This is a genomic window from Nocardia sp. NPDC057353 (genome assembly GCF_042667085.1).
Classification (GTDB): Bacteria; Actinomycetota; Actinomycetes; order Mycobacteriales; family Mycobacteriaceae; genus Nocardia.
In genome coordinates, this window is the sequence record NZ_JBHVAK010000035.1 from 55,076 (window position 1) to 72,502 (window position 17,427).

The 17,427-nt window shown below is 70.7% G+C and carries 16 protein-coding genes and 1 tRNA gene; 8 read left to right on the forward strand and 9 right to left on the reverse strand.

The window, feature by feature from the left end; genetic code table 11:
- The first annotated feature begins 281 nt into the window (after positions 1–281).
- Both ACFUUZ_RS19290 and ACFUUZ_RS19295 read left to right on the forward strand, forming a co-directional pair.
- Positions 282–845 (forward strand): hypothetical protein, encoded by a 564-nt coding sequence (locus tag ACFUUZ_RS19290; protein ID WP_378697982.1) that lies wholly within the window; start codon positions 282–284, stop codon positions 843–845.
- A 112-nt stretch (positions 846–957) separates the two neighbouring features.
- Positions 958–1,638: a Sua5/YciO/YrdC/YwlC family protein gene (locus ACFUUZ_RS19295; RefSeq protein ID WP_378697984.1), complete on the forward strand. Its 681-nt coding sequence runs from the start codon at positions 958–960 to the stop codon at positions 1,636–1,638.
- Positions 1,639–1,665: 27 nt separating this feature from the next.
- Here ACFUUZ_RS19295 and narI read toward each other — a convergent pair whose 3' ends face one another.
- From narI to ACFUUZ_RS19315, 4 genes are read right to left on the reverse strand one after another with little or no spacing between them, the layout of a single operon-like run.
- Positions 1,666–2,394, reverse strand: coding sequence for a respiratory nitrate reductase subunit gamma (gene narI, locus ACFUUZ_RS19300; protein WP_378697986.1), 729 nt, complete (start codon positions 2,392–2,394; stop codon positions 1,666–1,668).
- Positions 2,391–2,978, reverse strand: a complete 588-nt coding sequence (gene narJ / locus ACFUUZ_RS19305; protein WP_378697989.1) for a nitrate reductase molybdenum cofactor assembly chaperone — start codon at positions 2,976–2,978, stop codon at positions 2,391–2,393. The genes narI and narJ overlap by 4 nt, the downstream gene beginning before the upstream one ends.
- Positions 2,975–4,567 carry a nitrate reductase subunit beta gene (gene narH / locus ACFUUZ_RS19310; protein WP_378697991.1) on the reverse strand — a complete coding sequence of 531 codons (1,593 nt, stop codon included), beginning with the start codon at positions 4,565–4,567 and terminating at the stop codon, positions 2,975–2,977. The genes narJ and narH overlap by 4 nt, the downstream gene beginning before the upstream one ends.
- Positions 4,567–8,202 carry a nitrate reductase subunit alpha gene (locus tag ACFUUZ_RS19315; RefSeq protein WP_378697993.1) on the reverse strand — a complete coding sequence of 1,212 codons (3,636 nt, stop codon included), beginning with the start codon at positions 8,200–8,202 and terminating at the stop codon, positions 4,567–4,569. Before ACFUUZ_RS19315 ends, narH begins: the two co-directional genes overlap by 1 nt.
- 102 nt (positions 8,203–8,304) lie before the next feature.
- Here ACFUUZ_RS19315 and ACFUUZ_RS19320 point away from each other — a divergent pair, with 102 nt between their 5' ends.
- The 4 genes from ACFUUZ_RS19320 (at position 8,305) to ACFUUZ_RS19335 (ending at position 12,981) form a co-directional block, all read left to right on the forward strand.
- Entirely contained in the window at positions 8,305–9,195 is an 891-nt protein-coding gene (locus ACFUUZ_RS19320) for a tellurite resistance/C4-dicarboxylate transporter family protein (RefSeq protein ID WP_378697995.1), read from the forward strand.
- A gap of 80 nt (positions 9,196–9,275) precedes the next feature.
- On the forward strand, positions 9,276–11,168 hold the full coding sequence (locus ACFUUZ_RS19325; RefSeq protein ID WP_378697997.1) for a DNA/RNA helicase domain-containing protein: 1,893 nt from the start codon (positions 9,276–9,278) through the stop codon (positions 11,166–11,168).
- Entirely contained in the window at positions 11,165–12,142 is a 978-nt protein-coding gene (locus tag ACFUUZ_RS19330; protein ID WP_378697999.1) for a protein NO VEIN domain-containing protein, read from the forward strand. Before ACFUUZ_RS19325 ends, ACFUUZ_RS19330 begins: the two co-directional genes overlap by 4 nt.
- 536 nt (positions 12,143–12,678) lie before the next feature.
- Complete coding sequence (locus tag ACFUUZ_RS19335) at positions 12,679–12,981, forward strand: hypothetical protein (protein WP_378698001.1); 303 nt, start codon at positions 12,679–12,681, stop codon at positions 12,979–12,981.
- 256 nt (positions 12,982–13,237) lie between these two features.
- Here the strand turns inward: ACFUUZ_RS19335 and ACFUUZ_RS19340 are convergent.
- Positions 13,238–13,311: transfer RNA gene (locus ACFUUZ_RS19340), tRNA-Ile, on the reverse strand.
- A gap of 115 nt (positions 13,312–13,426) precedes the next feature.
- On the opposite strand from ACFUUZ_RS19340, the gene ACFUUZ_RS19345 reads away from it, so the two are divergent.
- Positions 13,427–13,870 (forward strand): nitroreductase family deazaflavin-dependent oxidoreductase, encoded by a 444-nt coding sequence (locus ACFUUZ_RS19345; protein ID WP_378698003.1) that lies wholly within the window; start codon positions 13,427–13,429, stop codon positions 13,868–13,870.
- Between the two features lie 48 nt (positions 13,871–13,918).
- Here the strand turns inward: ACFUUZ_RS19345 and ACFUUZ_RS19350 are convergent, their stop codons facing one another.
- Together ACFUUZ_RS19350 and ACFUUZ_RS19355 are read right to left on the reverse strand one after the other, a co-directional pair.
- Entirely contained in the window at positions 13,919–14,068 is a 150-nt protein-coding gene (locus ACFUUZ_RS19350; protein WP_378698005.1) for a hypothetical protein, read from the reverse strand.
- 299 nt (positions 14,069–14,367) lie between these two features.
- On the reverse strand, positions 14,368–14,718 hold the full coding sequence (locus tag ACFUUZ_RS19355) for a hypothetical protein (protein ID WP_378698007.1): 351 nt from the start codon (positions 14,716–14,718) through the stop codon (positions 14,368–14,370).
- Positions 14,719–14,879: 161 nt separating this feature from the next.
- On the opposite strand from ACFUUZ_RS19355, the gene ACFUUZ_RS19360 reads away from it, so the two are divergent.
- Positions 14,880–15,296, forward strand: a complete 417-nt coding sequence (locus ACFUUZ_RS19360) for a hypothetical protein (protein ID WP_378698015.1) — start codon at positions 14,880–14,882, stop codon at positions 15,294–15,296.
- Positions 15,297–15,348: 52 nt separating this feature from the next.
- On the opposite strand, the gene ACFUUZ_RS19365 is transcribed toward ACFUUZ_RS19360, so the two are convergent.
- On the reverse strand, positions 15,349–16,440 hold the full coding sequence (locus ACFUUZ_RS19365) for a PDR/VanB family oxidoreductase (protein WP_378698017.1): 1,092 nt from the start codon (positions 16,438–16,440) through the stop codon (positions 15,349–15,351).
- Complete coding sequence (locus tag ACFUUZ_RS19370) at positions 16,440–17,327, reverse strand: metal-dependent hydrolase (RefSeq protein ID WP_378698009.1); 888 nt, start codon at positions 17,325–17,327, stop codon at positions 16,440–16,442. Before ACFUUZ_RS19370 ends, ACFUUZ_RS19365 begins: the two co-directional genes overlap by 1 nt.
- Positions 17,328–17,427 lie beyond the last annotated feature (100 nt).

Here is a 17,427-nt window from a genome sequence, read left to right on the forward strand (position 1 = left end):
CCACACCGGTCGTCACCAGCCAAATCCTTAGGTACACAATATGATTGGACGCAGTTAACGCACGCTACAACTGCCGTTAACAGAGCCGGGCACCCCGAACTGTGACATCCGCCGCTTCTTCGCCGCGCCGCTTGCCCGTACACCCCCGGTTCACCCGAGCGAGAGAATCTGAGCCTTCCGGTGTGGCTCAGCGGCCGTGGCGGTTGGCTATCGTTCCCGGTGGGACAGAGCCGGGTGCGCCCTCAGCCCGTGACACCCCGGCCGAGCGAAGGAGACCCGGCATGACCTACCCGACCCCGAGCCCGGCGCAGCTCGCCGACGAGCAGAATGTGCGCCGCTACCTCGCGGAGCTCTTCGACACCGACCGGCCGTTCGCCGTCCACCCCTGCGAGTACGGCTGGGTCTGCCGCGAGGAGCTGACCCGGGAGGAGCAGGAGGCCGGGATGGGCTTCGGCCAGGGCAACTACGTGGTGAGCAGGCAGAACGGCGCGGTCACGGCGCACGCCAGCCTGCACCCGCTGACCATCGGCGAGCAGTACGACGAGGACATGCGCGCGGGACGGCCGCCCCGCGGCGCCCAGATCTACCCGCCCACCTGGGACATCCGCGCGGAGCGCGTCGCGAACACCGACGAGCAGGTGCAGTACCGGGTCGAGGTGGCCTCGCTGCGGGTGCCGCCGTCGGAGCCGCCGAGCACGCACCTGGTGACCATCGACAAGCGGGAGTTCTACTTCTTCACCGACGGCGAGGAGACGCACGAGGCCTGCAACCACGTCGTCGCCTGGGCGGAGACGCAGGGCAGGCCGAACGGCGACTGGCCGGAGTCCGGCGAGTTCCAGGCCTGACGCCCGAGAGTTAACCCAGCTGGGTCAAGGCCGAGGCGTACGACCGGAACACCGCTGTGATCCAAGACGCCGAGCTCGGCGACTTCCTCGCCACCTGCCGGGCCTCGGCCCGGTGACCGCCGCCGCGATCGCCGCGCTGCGGGCGGGCGCGGCCGTCATCGTGCCGAACCCGCCGCCGCTCACCCACGTCGTCACCGGCACCGTCCCGGCCGCGGTCAACACCGCGAAGGGCCGCCCCGCCGGGCAGCCGGTCGCGGTGTGGATCACCACCGACGCCCAGTGGTCCGAGCTGGCAGCCGCGCTCCCGCTCGACCACGCCGCGGCCGAGCTCGCCCACCGGCTGCTCGTCGACGAGCTGGTGACGCTGCTGGTCCCGGTCGACGCGGACCGGTACCCGCGCTGGCTCGCCCCGGCCGTGCACCGGGGCCACGCGCTGCTCTTCGGCGCGCGCTGGGCACCGCTGCACGACCGGCTCCCCGACCTCGGCATCCGCTATGTCAGCAGCGCCAACCGGACCGGGCAGCCGCCGGTCGCCGACGCCGCCGCGGCCCGCGCCGCGTTCGGCGCCGCCGCGCCGGTGCTCGAGCTGCCCGGCACGCACTCGCCGGTGCCACGCCGGGCGACGACGACCCTGCGCATCGCCGCCGACCGCACCCTCACCCTCACTCGCGAGGGAGCGCAGGACCACCCGTTCGGCTCCCCCGAGCGGTACCTCGATCAGCTGCGCCACCGCTACCTCCGGCCCACCGCGGACGCGGGCCGACCCGGCGCGTATTCCGTGCCGAGCCGGTGACCCCGAACCCGATCGACCGGGCGGTTCTCACGCCCGGTCGATCGGCTCCCAGCCGCGCCGCGGCCGCCGCTCCCCCAGCACCTTCGGATCGCGCGAGCGGTAGACGACGTACGGCCGGAACAGGTAGCCGACCGGCGCGCTGAACATGTGCACCAGCCGAGTGAACGGAACCAGCGCGATGAGCGCCATCCCGGCCACCGCGTGCACCTGGTACGTCAGCGGCACCCCCTCCATGAGCGCGGGATCCGGCCGCAGCGTGAGGATCCCGCGCGACCACGGCGCGATGGTCTGCCGGTAGTCGTAGCCGGACGAGATCCTGGACTCGCTGAGCTTGGCCCACATGCCGAGCACGATGGCGGCGACCAGGAACAGGTACATGGCCTTGTCGTTGCGGGTGGTGGCGCGCAGCACCGGGTCGCGGGTGCGGCGGCGGTAGATCAGCACGGCGATGCCCGCGACCGTCAGCACCCCGGCCGCGGTGCCGCCGAAGAGCGAGAGCAGGTGGTAGGCGTGCTCGGTGAAGCCGACGGCGTCGGTCCAGCTCTCCGGGATCAGCAGCCCCATGACGTGCCCGACGAAGACGAACAGGATGCCGTAGTGGAACATCGGCGAGGCGATGTTCAGCAGCGTCGATTCGTAGGGCTGCGAGGAGCGGGTGGTCCAGCCGAACCGGTCGTAGCGGTAGCGCCAGACCAGCCCCGCGACCAGCGAGACGATGGTGATGTAGGGCAGCCCCGCCCAGAGGAAGGTGCTCACGGCCGCCCCACCGGAGTCAGCGGCAGCTGCCCGTACGGCGTCAGCCCGACGTCCTCGCCGCGCGGCCCGGCCGCCGCCAGCGCCCTCGCCGCCGCCCGGTCCCGCGGTGACGGCCCCGGCAGCGCCGCGCACAGCGCCGTCAGCACGTCCGAGTACGCCGTCCCGGCCTCGGCCAGCGCGAAGCGCAGCAGCTCCAGCGCGGGCCGGTGCTCGAGCAGCACGGCGCGGTCGCCGGTCGCGGCGACGTACTCCAGCACCAGCGGCAGGTAGTCGGGCAGCTCGGCGCCTGCCGGGTCGAGCCCGGCGGACCGATACCGCTGCCGCAACCGCAGCAGCGATTCCCCGCGCCGCCGGGTGTCCCCCTCGGTCCACCAGGTGAGGTGCAGGCAGTGCCGGTTGTGGAAGTCGAAGACCCGCACGTACTCCTCGGCGAGCGCGCCGAGCGGTACCGAGGCCACGTGCCCGAGAAACGGCCGCAGCGCGGGCGCGCACGCGTCGAGCAGCGGAAGCCGTTCGTAGAGCAGCGGGTCCGGGTAGTCGAGGCAGTGCGCGGCGGCCTGGTAGAAGGCGGGCCTGGTCTTCATCCCTGCGCCTCCTCCCCGGTCTGCCGTGCGCGCAGCACGTGGAAGCTCTCCACCGTCGCCAGCGGTACGAAGGTCCGCCCGGATTCGTCGCCGAACGGGCCCGGCTCCGCCATCCCCGGCCCGTCCTCGTAGTCCAGGCTGCACCCGTCCGGCAGCATCGACTCCTCCAGCGCCACGGCATCGCCCGCGGCGGCGGTCGGGATCACGTACCGCTCCTCGTATTTGGCGACGGCGAGCAGCTGGTGCAGCTCGTACAGGTCGGCGCCGGACATCCCGACCGCGGTCGCGATCCCCTCGTCCGGCATCTCGTCGAGGTTGATGTCGCGCAGGTAGGAGCGCATGGCGGCGAGCCGGGCGAGGCTGTCCCGCACCGGTTTCGGGTCACCGGCGGTGAAGAGCTCGGCCAGGTACTCGAGCGGGATGCGCAGGCTGTCGATGGCGCCGAACAGGTTGTGCGCGTCCTCGCCGTCGAACCCGGTGGCGGTGAGCGCATCGACCACCGGCGAGAGCGGCGGGATGTACCAGACCATCGGCATGGTCCTGAACTCCGGGTGCAGCGGGAGCGCCACCCGGTAGTCGCAGATCAGCCTGCGCACCGGGGAGCGGCGGGCCGCCTCGATCCAGTCCGGCGCGATACCCGCGCGCTCGGCCTCGCGGCGCACCAGCGGGTCCTCCGGGTCCAGGAAGAGATCCAGTTGCGCCTCGTACAGCGCCTGCTCGTCGCGCACCGAGGCCGCCGCGACCACCTTGTCCGCGTCGTAGAGCAGCACGCCGATGTAGCGCAGCCGCCCGACGCAGGTCTCCGAACACACCGTCGACAGCCCGACCTCCACCCGCGGGTAGCAGAACGTGCACTTCTCCGCCTTGCCGGTGCGGTGGTTGAAGTACACCTTCTTGTACGGGCAGCCGGTGACGCACTTGCGCCAGCCGCGGCAGCTGTCCTGGTCCACCAGCACGATGCCGTCCTCCGCGCGCTTGTACATGGCGCCGGACGGGCAGGCGGCGACGCACGCCGGGTTCAGGCAGTGCTCGCAGATCCGCGGCAGGTAGAACATGAAGCTCTGCTCGAACTCGAAGCGCACCTTCTCCGCGGCCTGCTCGCGGACCTTGCGGACCATCGGGTCCTCGGCGCCGAACTGCGTCATGCCGCCGAGGTTGTCGTCCCAGTTGGCGCTCCACTCGATCGCCATGTGCCTGCCGGAGAGCAGCGAGCGCGGCCGCGCCACCGGGTAGTCGTCGCCGAGCGGGGCCTCGTGCAGGGTGCGGTAGTCGTAGGTCCACGGCTCGTAGTAGTCCTGGACCAGCGGGAGTACCGGATTCGAGAAGATGTTCAGCAGCGTGCGCAGCCTGCCGCCGCCCTTCAGCGCGAGCCTGCCGCGGCGGTCGAGGGTCCAGCCGCCCCGCCACCGCTCCTGGTCCTCGTAGCCGCGCGGGTAGCCGAGGCCGGGCCTGGTCTCCACATTGTTGAACCAGACGTACTCGACGCCCGCCCGGTTGGTCCAGGTCTGCTTGCAGGTCACCGAGCAGGTGTGGCACCCGATGCACTTGTCCAGGTTCATCACCATCGCGAGCTGGGCCATGACGCGCATCAGTACCGCACCTCCTGGGATCGGCGGCGGAGCACGGTGACCTCGTCGCGCTGGTTGCCGGTCGGGCCGAGATAGTTGAAGCCCCAGCACAGCTGGGCGTAGCCGCCGATCAGGTGGGTGGGTTTGAGCAGCACCCTGGTGAGCGAGTTGTGGATGCCGCCGCGCTTCCCGGACCGCTCGACGCGCGGCACGTTCACCGTGCGCTCCTGGGCGTGGTGCATGTAGACGGTGCCCGCGGGCATCCGGTGCGAGACCACCGCGCGGGCGACCACCACCCCGTTGCGGTTCACCGCCTCGATCCAGTCGTTGTCCCGCACCCCGATCGCCGCCGCGTCCTGCGGCGACACCCAGATGACCTGCCCGCCCCTGGAGAGCGAGAGCATGAGCAGGTTGTCCTGGTACTCGCTGTGGATGGACCACTTGTTGTGCGGGGTCAGGTAGCGGACCGTCACCTGGGCGGTGCCGTCCGGGCCGAGCTCCGGCTCGCCGAAGAGCCGGTGCAGGTCGAGCGGCGGCCGGTAGACCGGCAGCGCCTCGCCGAACTCGTGCATCCAGTCGTGGTCGAGGAAGAACTGCTGCCTGCCGGTGAGCGTGTGCCAGGGCCGCAGCTGCTCGGTGTTCTGCGTGAAGGCGGTGTAGCGGCGGCCGCCGGTCTCGCTGCCCGACCACTCCGGCGAGGTCAGCACCGGCACCGGTGCGTGCTGGGTGTCGGCGTAGGTGACCCGCGTCCCCTCGTGCTCGGCGGCGAGCTGCGCCATCGGCTGCCCGGTGCGCCCCTCCAGGGTGCGGAAGCCCTGCGTGGCGAGCCTGCCGTTGGTGGTGCCGGAGAGCGCGAGGATGGTGTCGGCCCAGCGCACCGCGGTGTCCAGCCGCGGCCTGCCCGCCGCGGGGCCGTCCCGCACCACGCCACCGGCCTTCAGCGCGGCCACCTCGACATCGGGGCGCAGCGCCAGCCCCTTCACCGGCAGCCCCAGCTGTTCGGCCAGCGGGCCGAGCGCGGTGAACTTCGCGCCGACCGCGGTGTAGTCGCGCTCGACCACGGTGAGCGTCGGCATGGTCTTGCCCGGGATCGGCGGGCACTCGTTTTGTCGCCAGTCCAGCGCGACGCCGCCGGGCTGCGCGATCTCACCGGGTGTGTCGTGCTGCAGCGCGGTGGCGACCAGGTCGCGCCGGACCCCGAGGTGCTTTTCGGCGAGTTCGGAGAAGCGCTCCGCGATGGCGCGGAAGGCGTCGAAGTCGGTGCGCGCCTGCCAGGGCGGGTCGATGGCCGGGCTGAACGAGTGCACGAAGGGGTGCATGTCGGTGGAGGAGAGGTCGTGCTTCTCGTACCAGGTGGCGGCGGGCAGCGTGATGTCGGAGAGCAGGGTGGACGAGGTCATCCGAAAGTCCAGCGAGACCAGCAGGTCCAGCTTCCCCTCCGGCGGGTTTTCGTGCCAGGTGACATCACGCGGCCGGGTGTCCGGCGCCGCCTCGGCCGCGGTGAGTGTGGAGTGCGTGCCGAGCAGGTGCCTGGTGAAGTACTCCGCGCCCTTGGCCGAGGAGCCGAGCAGATTGGAGCGCCAGAGCGTGAGCACCCGCGGCCAGTTGCGCGGCGCGTCCGGGTCCTCGCAGGCGAATTTCAGTTCGCCGGAGCGCAGTTGCTCGACCGCCCGGCCGACCGGGTCCTCGCCCTCGCCGAGGTCGAGCGGGTTGCGGTCGAAGGTCGGGTAGCTCGGCATCCAGCCGGAGCGCACCGACTGCGCCAGGCAATCCACCGCCGCCATGTCCGCGAAGCGGCCGTCGCCGAGCGGGGAGGCCAGCGCGTCGGCGCGGAAGGTGTCGTAGCGCCACTGGTCGGTGTGCAGGAAGAACCAGCCGGTGCCGATCATCTGCCTGGCCGGGCGCGCCCAGTCGATCGCGCCCGCCAGCGTCGACCAGCCGGTGAACGGCCGCACCTTCTCCTGCCCGACGTAGTGCGCCCACCCGCCGCCGTTGCGCCCCTGGCAGCCGGTGAGCTGCAGCAGCGCGAGGAACGTCCGGTAAATCGTTTCCGAGTGGAACCAGTGATTGGTGCCCGCGCCCATCAGGATCATGCACCGCCCGTGCGACTGCTCCGCGGTGTCGGCGAACTCGCGGGCCAGCCGCGCGCAGGCGGCGGCGGGCACCGAGGTGTGCGTCTGCTGCCAGGCCGGGGTGCCCGGCTGCGCGGCGTCGTCGTAGGACTCCGGCCAGTCACCCGGCAGCCCCGGCCTGCCGACCCCGTACTGCGCCAGCACCAGGTCGAACACCGTCGTGACCAGCGGGCCGTCCTCGCCGAGCCTGCGCGCGGGCACACCGCGGGTCAGGATCTCGCCCTCGATGTCGAAGCGCGGCAGCGCGATCGGCACCGGCTCGCCGCCGTCGGACAGCGAGAGCACCGGCTCAACACCGTCCAGATCCAGGTTCCAGTGCCCCTTCCCCGACTCGGTCCAGCGGAAGCCGAGCGAGCCGCCGGGCACCGCGGGCGCGCCGGAGCGGGCGTCCAGGACGACCGTCTTCCACTCCGCGCCCTCGGTGTCGTCGCCGAGGTCGGCCGCGCGCAGGAACTTGCCCGGCAGGTAGCGGCCGCCCCGCTCGGTGAGCGTCACCAGGAAGGGCAGGTCGGTGAAGCGGCGCACGTAGTCGGTGAAGAACGGGGTCTGCCGGTCCACGAAGTACTCGCGCAGGATCACGTGCCCCATGGCCAGCGCCAGCGCGCCGTCGGTGCCGGGGTGCGGGTGCAGCCACTCGTCCGCGAACTTGGCATTGTCGGCGTAGTCCGGGGCCACCACCACGACCTTCTGGCCCCGGTACCGCGCCTCCGCCATCCAGTGCGCGTCCGGCGTCCTGGTGACCGGGACGTTCGAGCCCCACATGATCAGGTAGGCGGCGTCCCACCAGTCACCGGACTCCGGCACGTCGGTCTGGTCCCCGAAGACCTGCGGCGAGGCCACCGGCAGATCCGCGTACCAGTCGTAGAACGAGAGCATCGGCGCCCCGATCAGCGCCATGAACCTGGCCCCCGCCGCGTGCGAGACCATGGACATGGCCGGGATCGGCGAGAACCCCGCCACCCGGTCCGGCCCGTACGCGGCGATGGTGTGCACGTGCGCGGCGGCGATGATCTCCACCGCCTCGTCCCAGCTCGCGCGCACCAGCCCACCTTTGCCGCGCGCTTGCTGATACCGCCTTCGGCCGTCAGCGTCATGTTGGATCTCGGCCCAGGCCAACACCGGGTCGCCGAGTCTGCGCCGCGCCTCCCGGTACTGCTCCAGCAGGACGCCGCGCACGTACGGGTACCGCACCCGGGTCGGCGAGTAGGTGTACCAGGAGAAGGCGGCCCCGCGCGGGCACCCGCGCGGCTCGTACTCCGGCCGGTCCGGCCCGACCGACGGGTAGTCGGTGGCCTGGGTCTCCCAGGTGATGATCCCGTCCTTGACGTAGACCTTCCAGCGACAGGACCCCGTGCAGTTCACCCCGTGCGTGGTGTGCACGACCTTGTCGTAGCTCCAGCGGTCCCGGTAGAAGGTGTCGCCGTCGCGCCCGCCGGTGTGGCTGATGTCGTGCAGATCGGGCGAGACCCGCGCACGCGAGAAGAATTTGCCGGTGCGCAGCAGCAGTGCGTCGGGTTCGCTCATCGGTCCCTCACCTCGTGCCGGTGGAGCCTGTGCCACCCCATCAAAACACGGTTAGCTACTCGCTTGCTTGACCTTCGCTCGAGTTGCCGGTGTGATGGCCGGGTGGGTGAGCGATGGTGGCGGGAGCTGCCGCCGGCGGCGGGGTCGTTCGTCATGGCGACCGAGATCGTCTCCACCGGGCTGCATCTGACCGGGTTCGCCGTGCTCTCCTGGATCTGGTTCGCCATCGGCGCGCTCATCTGGGCGGTGCTCGCCGTCGATTTCGTGCTGCGGTTCGTATGGGAGCGCGATCGCTGGCGCACCGAAGCCGACACCCCGCCCGCCCTGACCGCCGTCGCCGCCACCACCGTGCTCGGCACCCGGATCGCGCTCGGCGGGGTGCCGTGGGTGGCGTATGCGCTGATCGCGGTGGCCGTGCTGGTCTGGCCGGTGCTACTGACCACCGTGATCAGGCACTGGGGCCCGCGCATGCCCGGCGCCGCCTTCCTGGTCTGCGTGGCCACCCAGGGCATCGCCGTCCTCGGCGCCACCCTCGGCGGCCGGCTGGTCTGGCCCGCTCTCCTGTTCTTCCTCGGCGGGCTGGTGCTCTACGTCGCGGCGTTCCTGCATTTCGACCTCGGCCAGGTGTTCGAGGGCCGCGGGGATCAGTGGGTCGCCACCGGCGCGCTCTCCATCTCCGCCCTGGCCTGCGCCAAGCTGCTGGTCCACCTCTCCTGGCTGCGCCCTGCGGTGCTGGCCCTGCTCGCCCTCGCGCTGGCCGGTTACGTGGTGCTGATGGTCGCCGAGGTCGCCCGCCCGCGCCCCGGCTACGACATCCGCCGCTGGGCGACCGTCTTCCCCCTCGGCATGACCGCCGTCGCCTGCTGGACCGCCGGGACCACCATCGACACGACCGTCCTCCGAACCCTCGGCGCCGGTTTGCTAGCGGTCGCGGTCGGCGCCTGGCTGCTCACCTTCGCCGCGCTGCTGTGGGATCGGCGTACCTCCGGCTGACCGCGTTCGCCCGTCCCGACCATGTCGGTCGCTCCCGATACCGTGTCGGCACAGTTGTTTTCGAAGATGAGCAGGGGGAGATGCTGGTGCTGCCGGTATTTCGCGCGACGGCGCAGGAAGTGCTGGATTTCGAGTCGCAGGACGCGCTGGCCGCGGCGATCGCCGCGGCCACGCACGAGAAAGGGAAGGGAGCGCGGGCGCGCTCATGGACGGTGAGCGGCACCCACCTGGCCCGGCTGCTGGTCGGCGCGGGGCTCGGCATGGTCGAGATGCTGGTCGAGTATCCCCTTCCGAAGTCCTCGAACAAGAAGATCGACGTGCTCCTCGCCGGAGTGGACCCGCAGGGCGGCGACAGCTATGTGGCCGTCGAACTCAAGCAGTGGAGCGAGGCCGAACTCGTCGGCACCGGCGAGCGGATAGTGCGCACCCGGTTCATGCCCGGCGAGCACCTGCACCCCGTCGAGCAGGTCCGCGGCTACTGCCTGTACCTGCAGCAGTTCGTGGAGATCCTGCACCACCGGCCAGGAGCCGTGCACGGCGTCGCCTACCTGCACAACGCCACCCGCGACTCGGTCGCGCCGCTGCTCTCCGCGCCGATCACCGACCTGGGCCGGATGTTCACCGGCGACCGCTCCGCCGACCTGGTGCAGTACCTGCTGGAACGCTTCGCGCCGAAGTCCGGCGCCGCGGCCGCCGACCGGTTGCTGAACAGCCCGAACCTGGACCGCAGACCGTTCCTCGACTTCGTCCACGACGAACTCCGCGCCCCGACCGACTACGTGCTGCTCGACAACCAGCAGGTCGCCTACGAGACCGTGCTCCACCGGGTCGAGGCGGCCGCGCGCGATCCGCGCAAGAGCATCGTGCTCGTGACCGGCGGCCCTGGCAGCGGCAAGACCAAGATCGCGGTCGCGCTGCTGAGCGCGCTGCAGCGCCGCGACAAGCGGGTCCACTACGCCACCGGCTCGGTCGCCGTCACCGAGTCGATGCGCCGCTTCCCCGGCAGGCGCTCGCCCCAGCTGAAGAAGCTGTTCACCTACTACCGCGACTTCGCCAGGGTCGAGGAGAACCACCTCGACGTGCTCATCTGCGACGAGGCGCACCGCATCCGGCAGACCTCGAACAACCGCTGGGTCAGTGCGGAACATCGCACGAAGGGCCCCCAGATCGACGAGCTCATGGCCGCCGCCCGCGTCCCGGTCTTCCTGCTCGACGAGGACCAGGTGGTGCGCCCCGACGAGGTCGGACGCGTCGACTACATCCGCGACCACGCCGCCCGCGCCGGCTACCTCGTCCACCAGATCACCCTCGACGGCCAGTTCCGCTGCGGCGGCAGCGCCGAATACGACGAGTGGGTCCGGCGCCTGCTCGGCATCCGGGTCGGCGGCCCTACCCCCTGGACGGGCACCGACTTCGACGTGCGCGTCGCCGCGAATCCGCTCGAAATGGAGGAGTTCCTGCGCGCCGAGAACGAGGCAGGCGCGACCGCCAGGATGACCGCGGGCTTTTGCTGGCCGTGGAGCCCCGCCAACCCCGACGGCACCCTCGTCCCCGATGTCCGCATCGGCAGCTGGCACCGCCCCTGGAACAAGAAGGCCGACAACTTCAAGGGCGATACACCCCCCTCGTCCGTCTGGGCCACCGACCAGCGCGGATTCGGCCAGATCGGCTGCGTGTACACGGCCCAGGGGTTCGAATACGACTGGGCCGGAGTCATCCTCGGTCCCGACATCGCCTACGACGGCCACCGCCTCCGCCCCCGACGCGGCCACAACCTCGACCCGAGCATGCGGAGTTCCCGCAAGACCCCCCTCGCCGACCACACCATCGACACCCTCATCCGCAACGTCTACAAGGTCCTCCTGACGCGTCCGATGCGCGGCGTCGTCATCCACGCCACCGACCCGGCGACGAACGCGTACCTCACCGACCTCGTACACCGCTCGAACTCTGAAATAGGGTGCACCGCATGACTGTCAGGGTTGTGGTCACCTTCGTGCCGAAGAAGGCGACGGCGAACGTCGAATGGGGACTCCGCAAACAGATCTGGGGCATCCCGGAGCGGCACGGGCCGGTCGTGGAGGCACCCTTCGAATGGCTCGTGATCTGCTCCGAGGTGAACGGGCTGCCGCACGGCCCCCGCGCCCACGCCGACCTGTGGCGGGACCGCGCGTCGCTCACCCTGCACATCGCGCGCCGCGACTCCGGCGTCGTCACCGAGGGGCTTCTGCCGCTGTGGCCGGACGAGCTGGAGTCCGGCGAAGTCCGATACACCCACCGCTTCGCGATTTCCTCCTTCGCCGAGGTGGCGCAGATCGCGGCAGCGGAGCTGCCAGAGGACCTGCTCCAAGCAGTCAGCATCGCGCACGCCAAGCCTCGTTACCTCGAGCTGGCCGACGACGACTTGCTCCGACTCCTGGAGTACGCAGGGTGGGACGCGACCGAACTTCCCTCGGTCCCGCTGGGTCAGGACGCGATTCCGTCTGTTCCTCAGCGCGCCAGTGGAGGTCAGGGATTCACCAGTGACCCGCGTAAGCGGAAAGCCGTGGAGTTGCATGCTGAAGACATGGCGATCGATTACCTGGAAAGGGTCGAGGGTTGGACCGACGCTGTGCGCGTCGGGAAGCCGTATGACCTGAAGTTCACCCGCGACGGGGCGGAGAAGCGGGTGGAGGTGAAAGGGACGACCGGTGCTGGGTCGTCCATTTTTCTTACAGTGAAAGAGGTCGAGCATGCGCGCGGAAACGAAACGGGTCAGCCGATCGACCTGGTTGTCGTCTCCGGGATCGAGCTTGCTCGCTCGGATGACGGAGGGTATGTCGCGAGCGGCGGCCGGCTTGCGCATTACCGAAATTACCTCCCGGCCGATGAAGAGCTTCGACCGAAGCAATTCGAGGCTGACCTCACCACCGCTCCGGACAGCGTCGTTCACGTAGGCTCGTGGTGAACGGCTCTCGAAACTGAACAGGCAACACACGGGTCGATGCCGACCGTAGCTTCCAATTTCCGAGGTCGGAGGTGAGCCCGCTGTCTCGGTCAGATGTCACTGGTCCCGGAGCCAGTGGTTGATCGCGGCGATGTGGGTGTCCGCGCCACCGACATGCGCAACCGCGACTGCACCGCCCCGGCGCCGGACCGGGTCTGGGTGGCGGATTTCACCTACGTCTCGACCTGGAGCAGCCGGCTGGTACAACAACGCCCGCCTGCACTACCTGACCCCGGCCGAGTACGAGACGCCTAAGACAGCGAGCGGCAGCGGGACAACCACGCCCGCCGGGCCGCGCCGGCACACGCGTCGCCGATGCAGCGGTGCCGTCCGCACCGGCGGGGCCGGCGAATGGTCGCGGATGGAGGTCGAATCTCGCTGAGCCGCAGCTGGATCGGATCAGATCGTTCTGTGGCGGCGCGGCATTTCCGGCCCGATAGAATAAGTGCGGCACAGTCGACCGGGGCTGTGGACCCAGTCGGATCGGGGGATCCGCGATGCTAGTGATCGCTATCGTTCTGTCGGTGGTCGGCATTTATCTGGCCTTCTATTCGAACATCCTTCTGGCTTTTCTGGCCCTCGCGGCCGGGGTGTGGTTCGGCGTCGCGGGACTGGGGCGGGCCGCGGACGCGACCCACGCCAGGCCCCGCGGCGGCACCGACGAGCAGTGGCTCGCAGGCGATGGTGGGGGCGGAGGCCCGACGACGCGCGACGATCGTGCTCGCTGCGGGGGAGGGGACTCCGTGAGCGGAGACAGCGGCGGCGGTTCCACCAGTGATTGTGGCGGCGGTGGCGAATGACCACTACTGATCGACGGCATCCGACGACCACCCGGCTGGTCAGCGGGCTGCCGGGCTGCGCAAGTGCTCCCGGTGCGTCGACACCCCGAACCCGGGCCAGAGGTGCGGGGATCGCCGTCGCCGTGGTACTTGGCCGAGCTCGCGGATGTCATCCAGGTCGGGCCCCATGACCAAGGAAATTCCACTCGCACAATACAGTGGTGTAGAAGCGCTGTTCTGGACTGCCGCCGCTATCTTTGCAGGTGAGAGCTATTTGTGGGGCGGGCGGGGCTCGAACCCGCGACCAATGGATTATGAGTCCACGGCTCTAACCGACTGAGCTACCGCCCCCAGACCTCGTGATCACGAGTGCCACCGGATGCTACCGGCTCACCTGATCTCCACACCAGTTTCGGCCCCCACACTAGGGTGACGAGGGACGTACCACGAGGTTCCGGAGGCCGCGATGGCGAGTGTGTTCGTGAAGCTGTTGCAGGCGCACCAGTGGGTGTACGAGCGCAGTGACGGGCGGCTGGGGCACCGGGTGCTGTTCGGAAATCCAGTGCTGCTGCTGCGGACCGTGGGGCGGAAGACCGGGGAGCCGCGGGTTGCGGCGTTGACGTACGGGCGGGACGGGGACAATTTCCTGGTGACGGCGTCGAATGGCGGTTCGCCGCGGGCGCCGGGGTGGCTGGCGAATCTGAAGGCGCGGCCGGAGTGCGAGATCCAGGTGGGGCGGGAGCGGCTGCGGGTGACGGCGAAGCCGACGTATCCGGGGGATCCGGATTACCTGCGCAGGTGGACGATTGTGGACACGGTGAATCAGGGGCGGTACACCGACTATCAGAAGCGGACCTCACGGCCGCTCGCGGTGGTGGTGCTGACGCCCGCTCGGGGAAAGCAGGCGTGATCCGCGTCCGATGCGCGAACGCATCGGACGCCGGGTCGGAGCGAAGGGTTACCGGGGGCCGGTGTCGATGCGCTGCGCCCTGGGTTCGGCATTCTCCCAGCGACTGCGATCCAAGGGGGGTCGGCTGGCGATGTGCACGACACCGATGACCATGAACAGAACGACAGCGACGACCGCGACCACGATCAGAATTTCCACGGACGGCACAGTAGCCCTGTGGCGGAGACAGCGCACCGGGTAGCCGGTCTGTATTTCCGAGTTTCCCGAACCCGCGGTCACCCAAACCATTCGGGACGGAGCGCTGATCGGCATTGCCGCTGCTTGTGCCGAATCACAGCGGTCCGCCGGGCCCGGATTGTGATTTCCGACAAGTTTTCGACCCCATCCGGACATACCCCCGATCGAGCGGGGCGGAGCACACCGGCACGGCGAGCACATGAGCCCGAATAGCTAACCGCCAGCAATCATAATGCCGCCTGGCTTCTGGCAGAAAAGGATCAGGAACCCCCGCCGCAGCTGCTGCTGCTCCCGCTGCTGCACGACGAACCACTGCTGCAGGAGGAACCGCTGCTGCACGAACTGCCGCTGGAGCAGGACGAACCGTGCGTGTGCGGATCGTGATGATGCGACGAGGAATCGCTGCTCGAGGAGCCACCGTCGTGCCAGTGCGTACTCGAACCACCCGAGTCGGCGGCGCTCCACGGCGAGTAACCGCCGCCGCTGCCGATCGACGAGGTGAACTCACCGAGCTGATCGTGCGCGCTGGCCACCAACCGCCACACCAGGAACCCGATGACGAGGAAGACCAGCACCAGCAGCACCAGCGTGACGACGAGAACGGCGATCATGGCCGAATGGTAGCGCCGAAACCGGCTCTAAGCAGCGCGAATCGAGCCCGGCGGATTACAGTGGGGAGGTGGCGCTCCTCCGTTCCCGCGCGCCCGCGCGGCCCGCGATCGACCTGGGCCGGGTCGAGCGGGCCGTCGAGGCGCTCGATCTCGTCGAACCCATGTTCAAGACCTGTCCGTGGCAGCCGCGCGACTTGGTGGTCACGGGGTTGCGGCAGTGGCTGCGCTGCTGCGGGGCGGCGCTGCGCGACGGGCGGATGATCGGCATGCCCTCGCACGCGGTCGACGAGGCGTGGCACGGGCTCATTCTCTGCACCGAGCGGTACGCGGAGTTCTGCGACGCGGCGTACGGGCGCTTCCTGCACCACTCCCCCGAGGGCGCGGGGCGTGGGAAGCCGGAGCCGGTGGAGCGGCAGCTCGGGCGGACGGTGGTGGCGTGGTCGCTGGTGGCGCGGCCCGGGGAGCGGTGCGTGCTCTGGGATCTGGACACCGTGGTCGGGGTGGAGCGGCCGTGGGGGGTCTGCGCCCAACAGGTGGCGGCGGTGGAAACGGAGCTGGCGCGGCTCGCCGCGGGCTGACCGTTCAGCGGACCGACCGGTCAGCGGGCCGATCGCCCACTGGGCTGACCGTTCAGGCGTCGAGCACCAGGCGGCCGCCCGCGGCCCTGGAGACGCACGGCAGCATCGCGCCCGCGGCGCGCTCGGCCGGGGTGAGGGCGCCGTCGCGGTGGTCGGGCTCGCCCACCAGCACCCGGGTGACGCAGGTGCGGCAGAAGCCCTGCCTGCACGAGTAGAGGCGGTCCGGTCTCGCCTCGAGCAGGACGTCGAGGGCGGAGCGGTCGGCGGGCACGGCGAGTACCTCGCCGGTGCGGGCCAGCTCCAGCTCGAACGGGACGCCGTTGGTGACCGGCGCGGGGCCGAAGCGCTCGAAGTGCACCTCGACGCCGGGCATGGTGCGGGTGGCGGCGAGCACGGTGTCGGTGAGGCCGGAAGGGCCGCAGCAGTAGACGGCGGTGCCGGGCGCGAGGCCGGGGAGGAGTTCGGCGGCGTCGGGCAGGCCGTCGCGGTCGTCGGTGCGGAGCCGGGCGCGGGTCCCGTGGCGGGCGAGTTCGGTTCGGAAGGGCAGGGATTCGCGGGTGCGGCCCGTGTAGGTCAGCGACCAGTCGGCGCCGAGCCGGTCGGCGAGCCGGAGCATGGGCAGGATCGGGGTGATGCCGATGCCGCCCGCCACGAAGAGCAGCCGCCGGGCGGGTGACCCGAAGCCGGGGACCGCGAACGGGAAGGCGTTCCGTGGGCCGCGAGCAACCAACGAGCTTCCGGCCGTGACGGATTGGTGGAGCTCGAGCGAGCCGCCGCCGCCGTCGATGCGGCGCACCGCGATCCGGTAGGCGCGGCGGTCGTCCGGGTCGCCGCAGAGCGAGTACTGGCGGAAGCGGCCGGACGGCAACTCCAGGTCGAGGTGCGCGCCGGGGTGCCAGCGGGGCAGGCTGCCGCCGTCCGGCGCGCGGAAGGTGAAGGCGATGACATCGTCCGCGACCTGCTCGCGGCGCGCCACGATCAGCGGCAGCCGGTCCGCGCGCACCGCCGTGACCGGCGCGCGGCGATGGGTCAGCGCGGACCAGCGCAGCCGGGCCGAGGCGAGGGCGTGCACCACGCGCAGCGCGCGATCGGGGCGGCCGTCACCGAACAGATCGGCGGGCAGCGGGACATCAGGGCTCTCGATCACGACGCCGCCGCCCGCGCGGCGGGCGACTGCGCGAGGTACGCCACCGCCTGCGCCGTCGACCCGACCCCGCCCGGGTCGTACCCGGGCACGAACGTGCTCGCCGCGCTGCGCAGCAGCGACGGCACCCCCGGCAGCGCCCCGCGCCACATGGCGGCGCCGACCCGGAGCATGAGCACCGGGTAACCGTGGTCGGGCAGCGCCGGGTCCTGCCGCACCAGGAAGCGGGTCCCGCGCAGCAGGAGCAGCAGAAACACCGGGAAGGTCAGCGTCATGACGGCGGACCGGCGCAGGTAGCCCGCGCCGAAGTACACCGCGACGTCGTGCGCGACGTGCCGGTGCTCCACCTCCTCCGCCCCGTGCCAGCGGTACAGGTCGGCCATCCGCGGGTCCGCCCCGAACCCCTCCAGGTCGGCATTGAGCACCCAGTCCCCGAGGTAGGCGAAGAAGTGCTCCAGGCAGGCGATGAAGGTGAGCCGCTCGACCAGCGTCTGGACCGAGCCCCGCGGGCCCAGCGTCTTCCGGAACAGGAACTCCGCCTGCCGCAGGTAGGGCCCTGGATCGATACCGGCCGCCGCGAGCACCTCGTGCAGCACCTTCTCGTGCGTGTCGGCGTGCACCGCCTCCTGCCCGACGAAGCCGAGCATGGCGGCGCGCAGCTGTTCGTCGCGGACCAGCGGGAGCGCCTCGCCGTAGGCGGCGCAGAACATCCGCTCACCCTCGGGGAGCAGCAGGTTCAGCGCGTTGATCAGGTGCGAGGCGATGGGCTCGCCCGGCATCCAGTGCAGTGGCGTGTCCGCCCAGTCGAAGCGCACCGCCCGCGCCTGCAGCGCGACCGCACCCGGGTCGGGGTCGGCGCGCCGGGCGAGCCGTCGAAGCAGCGTCATCGGTACTCCGTAAGTTGTCAGGCGGCCCAGGAGGGTCGGATGTGGCTGATCGGTTCTTGCCTGTAGTGGCTTTCAAGGAGTGGCCGTCCGGCCCTCCGGG

Excerpts from the sequence above, each read along its gene's own strand:
- ACFUUZ_RS19290 (WP_378697982.1), top strand. The coding sequence starts at position 282 with ATGACCTACCCGACCCCGAGCCCGGCGCAGCTCGCCGACGAGCAGAAT.
- narJ (WP_378697989.1), bottom strand. The coding sequence starts at position 2,978 with ATGAAGACCAGGCCCGCCTTCTACCAGGCCGCCGCGCACTGCCTCGAC.
- narH (WP_378697991.1), bottom strand. The coding sequence starts at position 4,567 with ATGCGCGTCATGGCCCAGCTCGCGATGGTGATGAACCTGGACAAGTGC.
- ACFUUZ_RS19315 (WP_378697993.1), bottom strand. The coding sequence starts at position 8,202 with ATGAGCGAACCCGACGCACTGCTGCTGCGCACCGGCAAATTCTTCTCG.
- ACFUUZ_RS19325 (WP_378697997.1), top strand. The coding sequence starts at position 9,276 with ATGCTGGTGCTGCCGGTATTTCGCGCGACGGCGCAGGAAGTGCTGGAT.
- ACFUUZ_RS19330 (WP_378697999.1), top strand. The coding sequence starts at position 11,165 with ATGACTGTCAGGGTTGTGGTCACCTTCGTGCCGAAGAAGGCGACGGCG.
- ACFUUZ_RS19335 (WP_378698001.1), top strand. The coding sequence starts at position 12,679 with ATGCTAGTGATCGCTATCGTTCTGTCGGTGGTCGGCATTTATCTGGCC.
- ACFUUZ_RS19345 (WP_378698003.1), top strand. The coding sequence starts at position 13,427 with ATGGCGAGTGTGTTCGTGAAGCTGTTGCAGGCGCACCAGTGGGTGTAC.
- ACFUUZ_RS19355 (WP_378698007.1), bottom strand. The coding sequence starts at position 14,718 with ATGATCGCCGTTCTCGTCGTCACGCTGGTGCTGCTGGTGCTGGTCTTC.
- ACFUUZ_RS19360 (WP_378698015.1), top strand. The coding sequence starts at position 14,880 with ATGTTCAAGACCTGTCCGTGGCAGCCGCGCGACTTGGTGGTCACGGGG.
- ACFUUZ_RS19370 (WP_378698009.1), bottom strand. The coding sequence starts at position 17,327 with ATGACGCTGCTTCGACGGCTCGCCCGGCGCGCCGACCCCGACCCGGGT.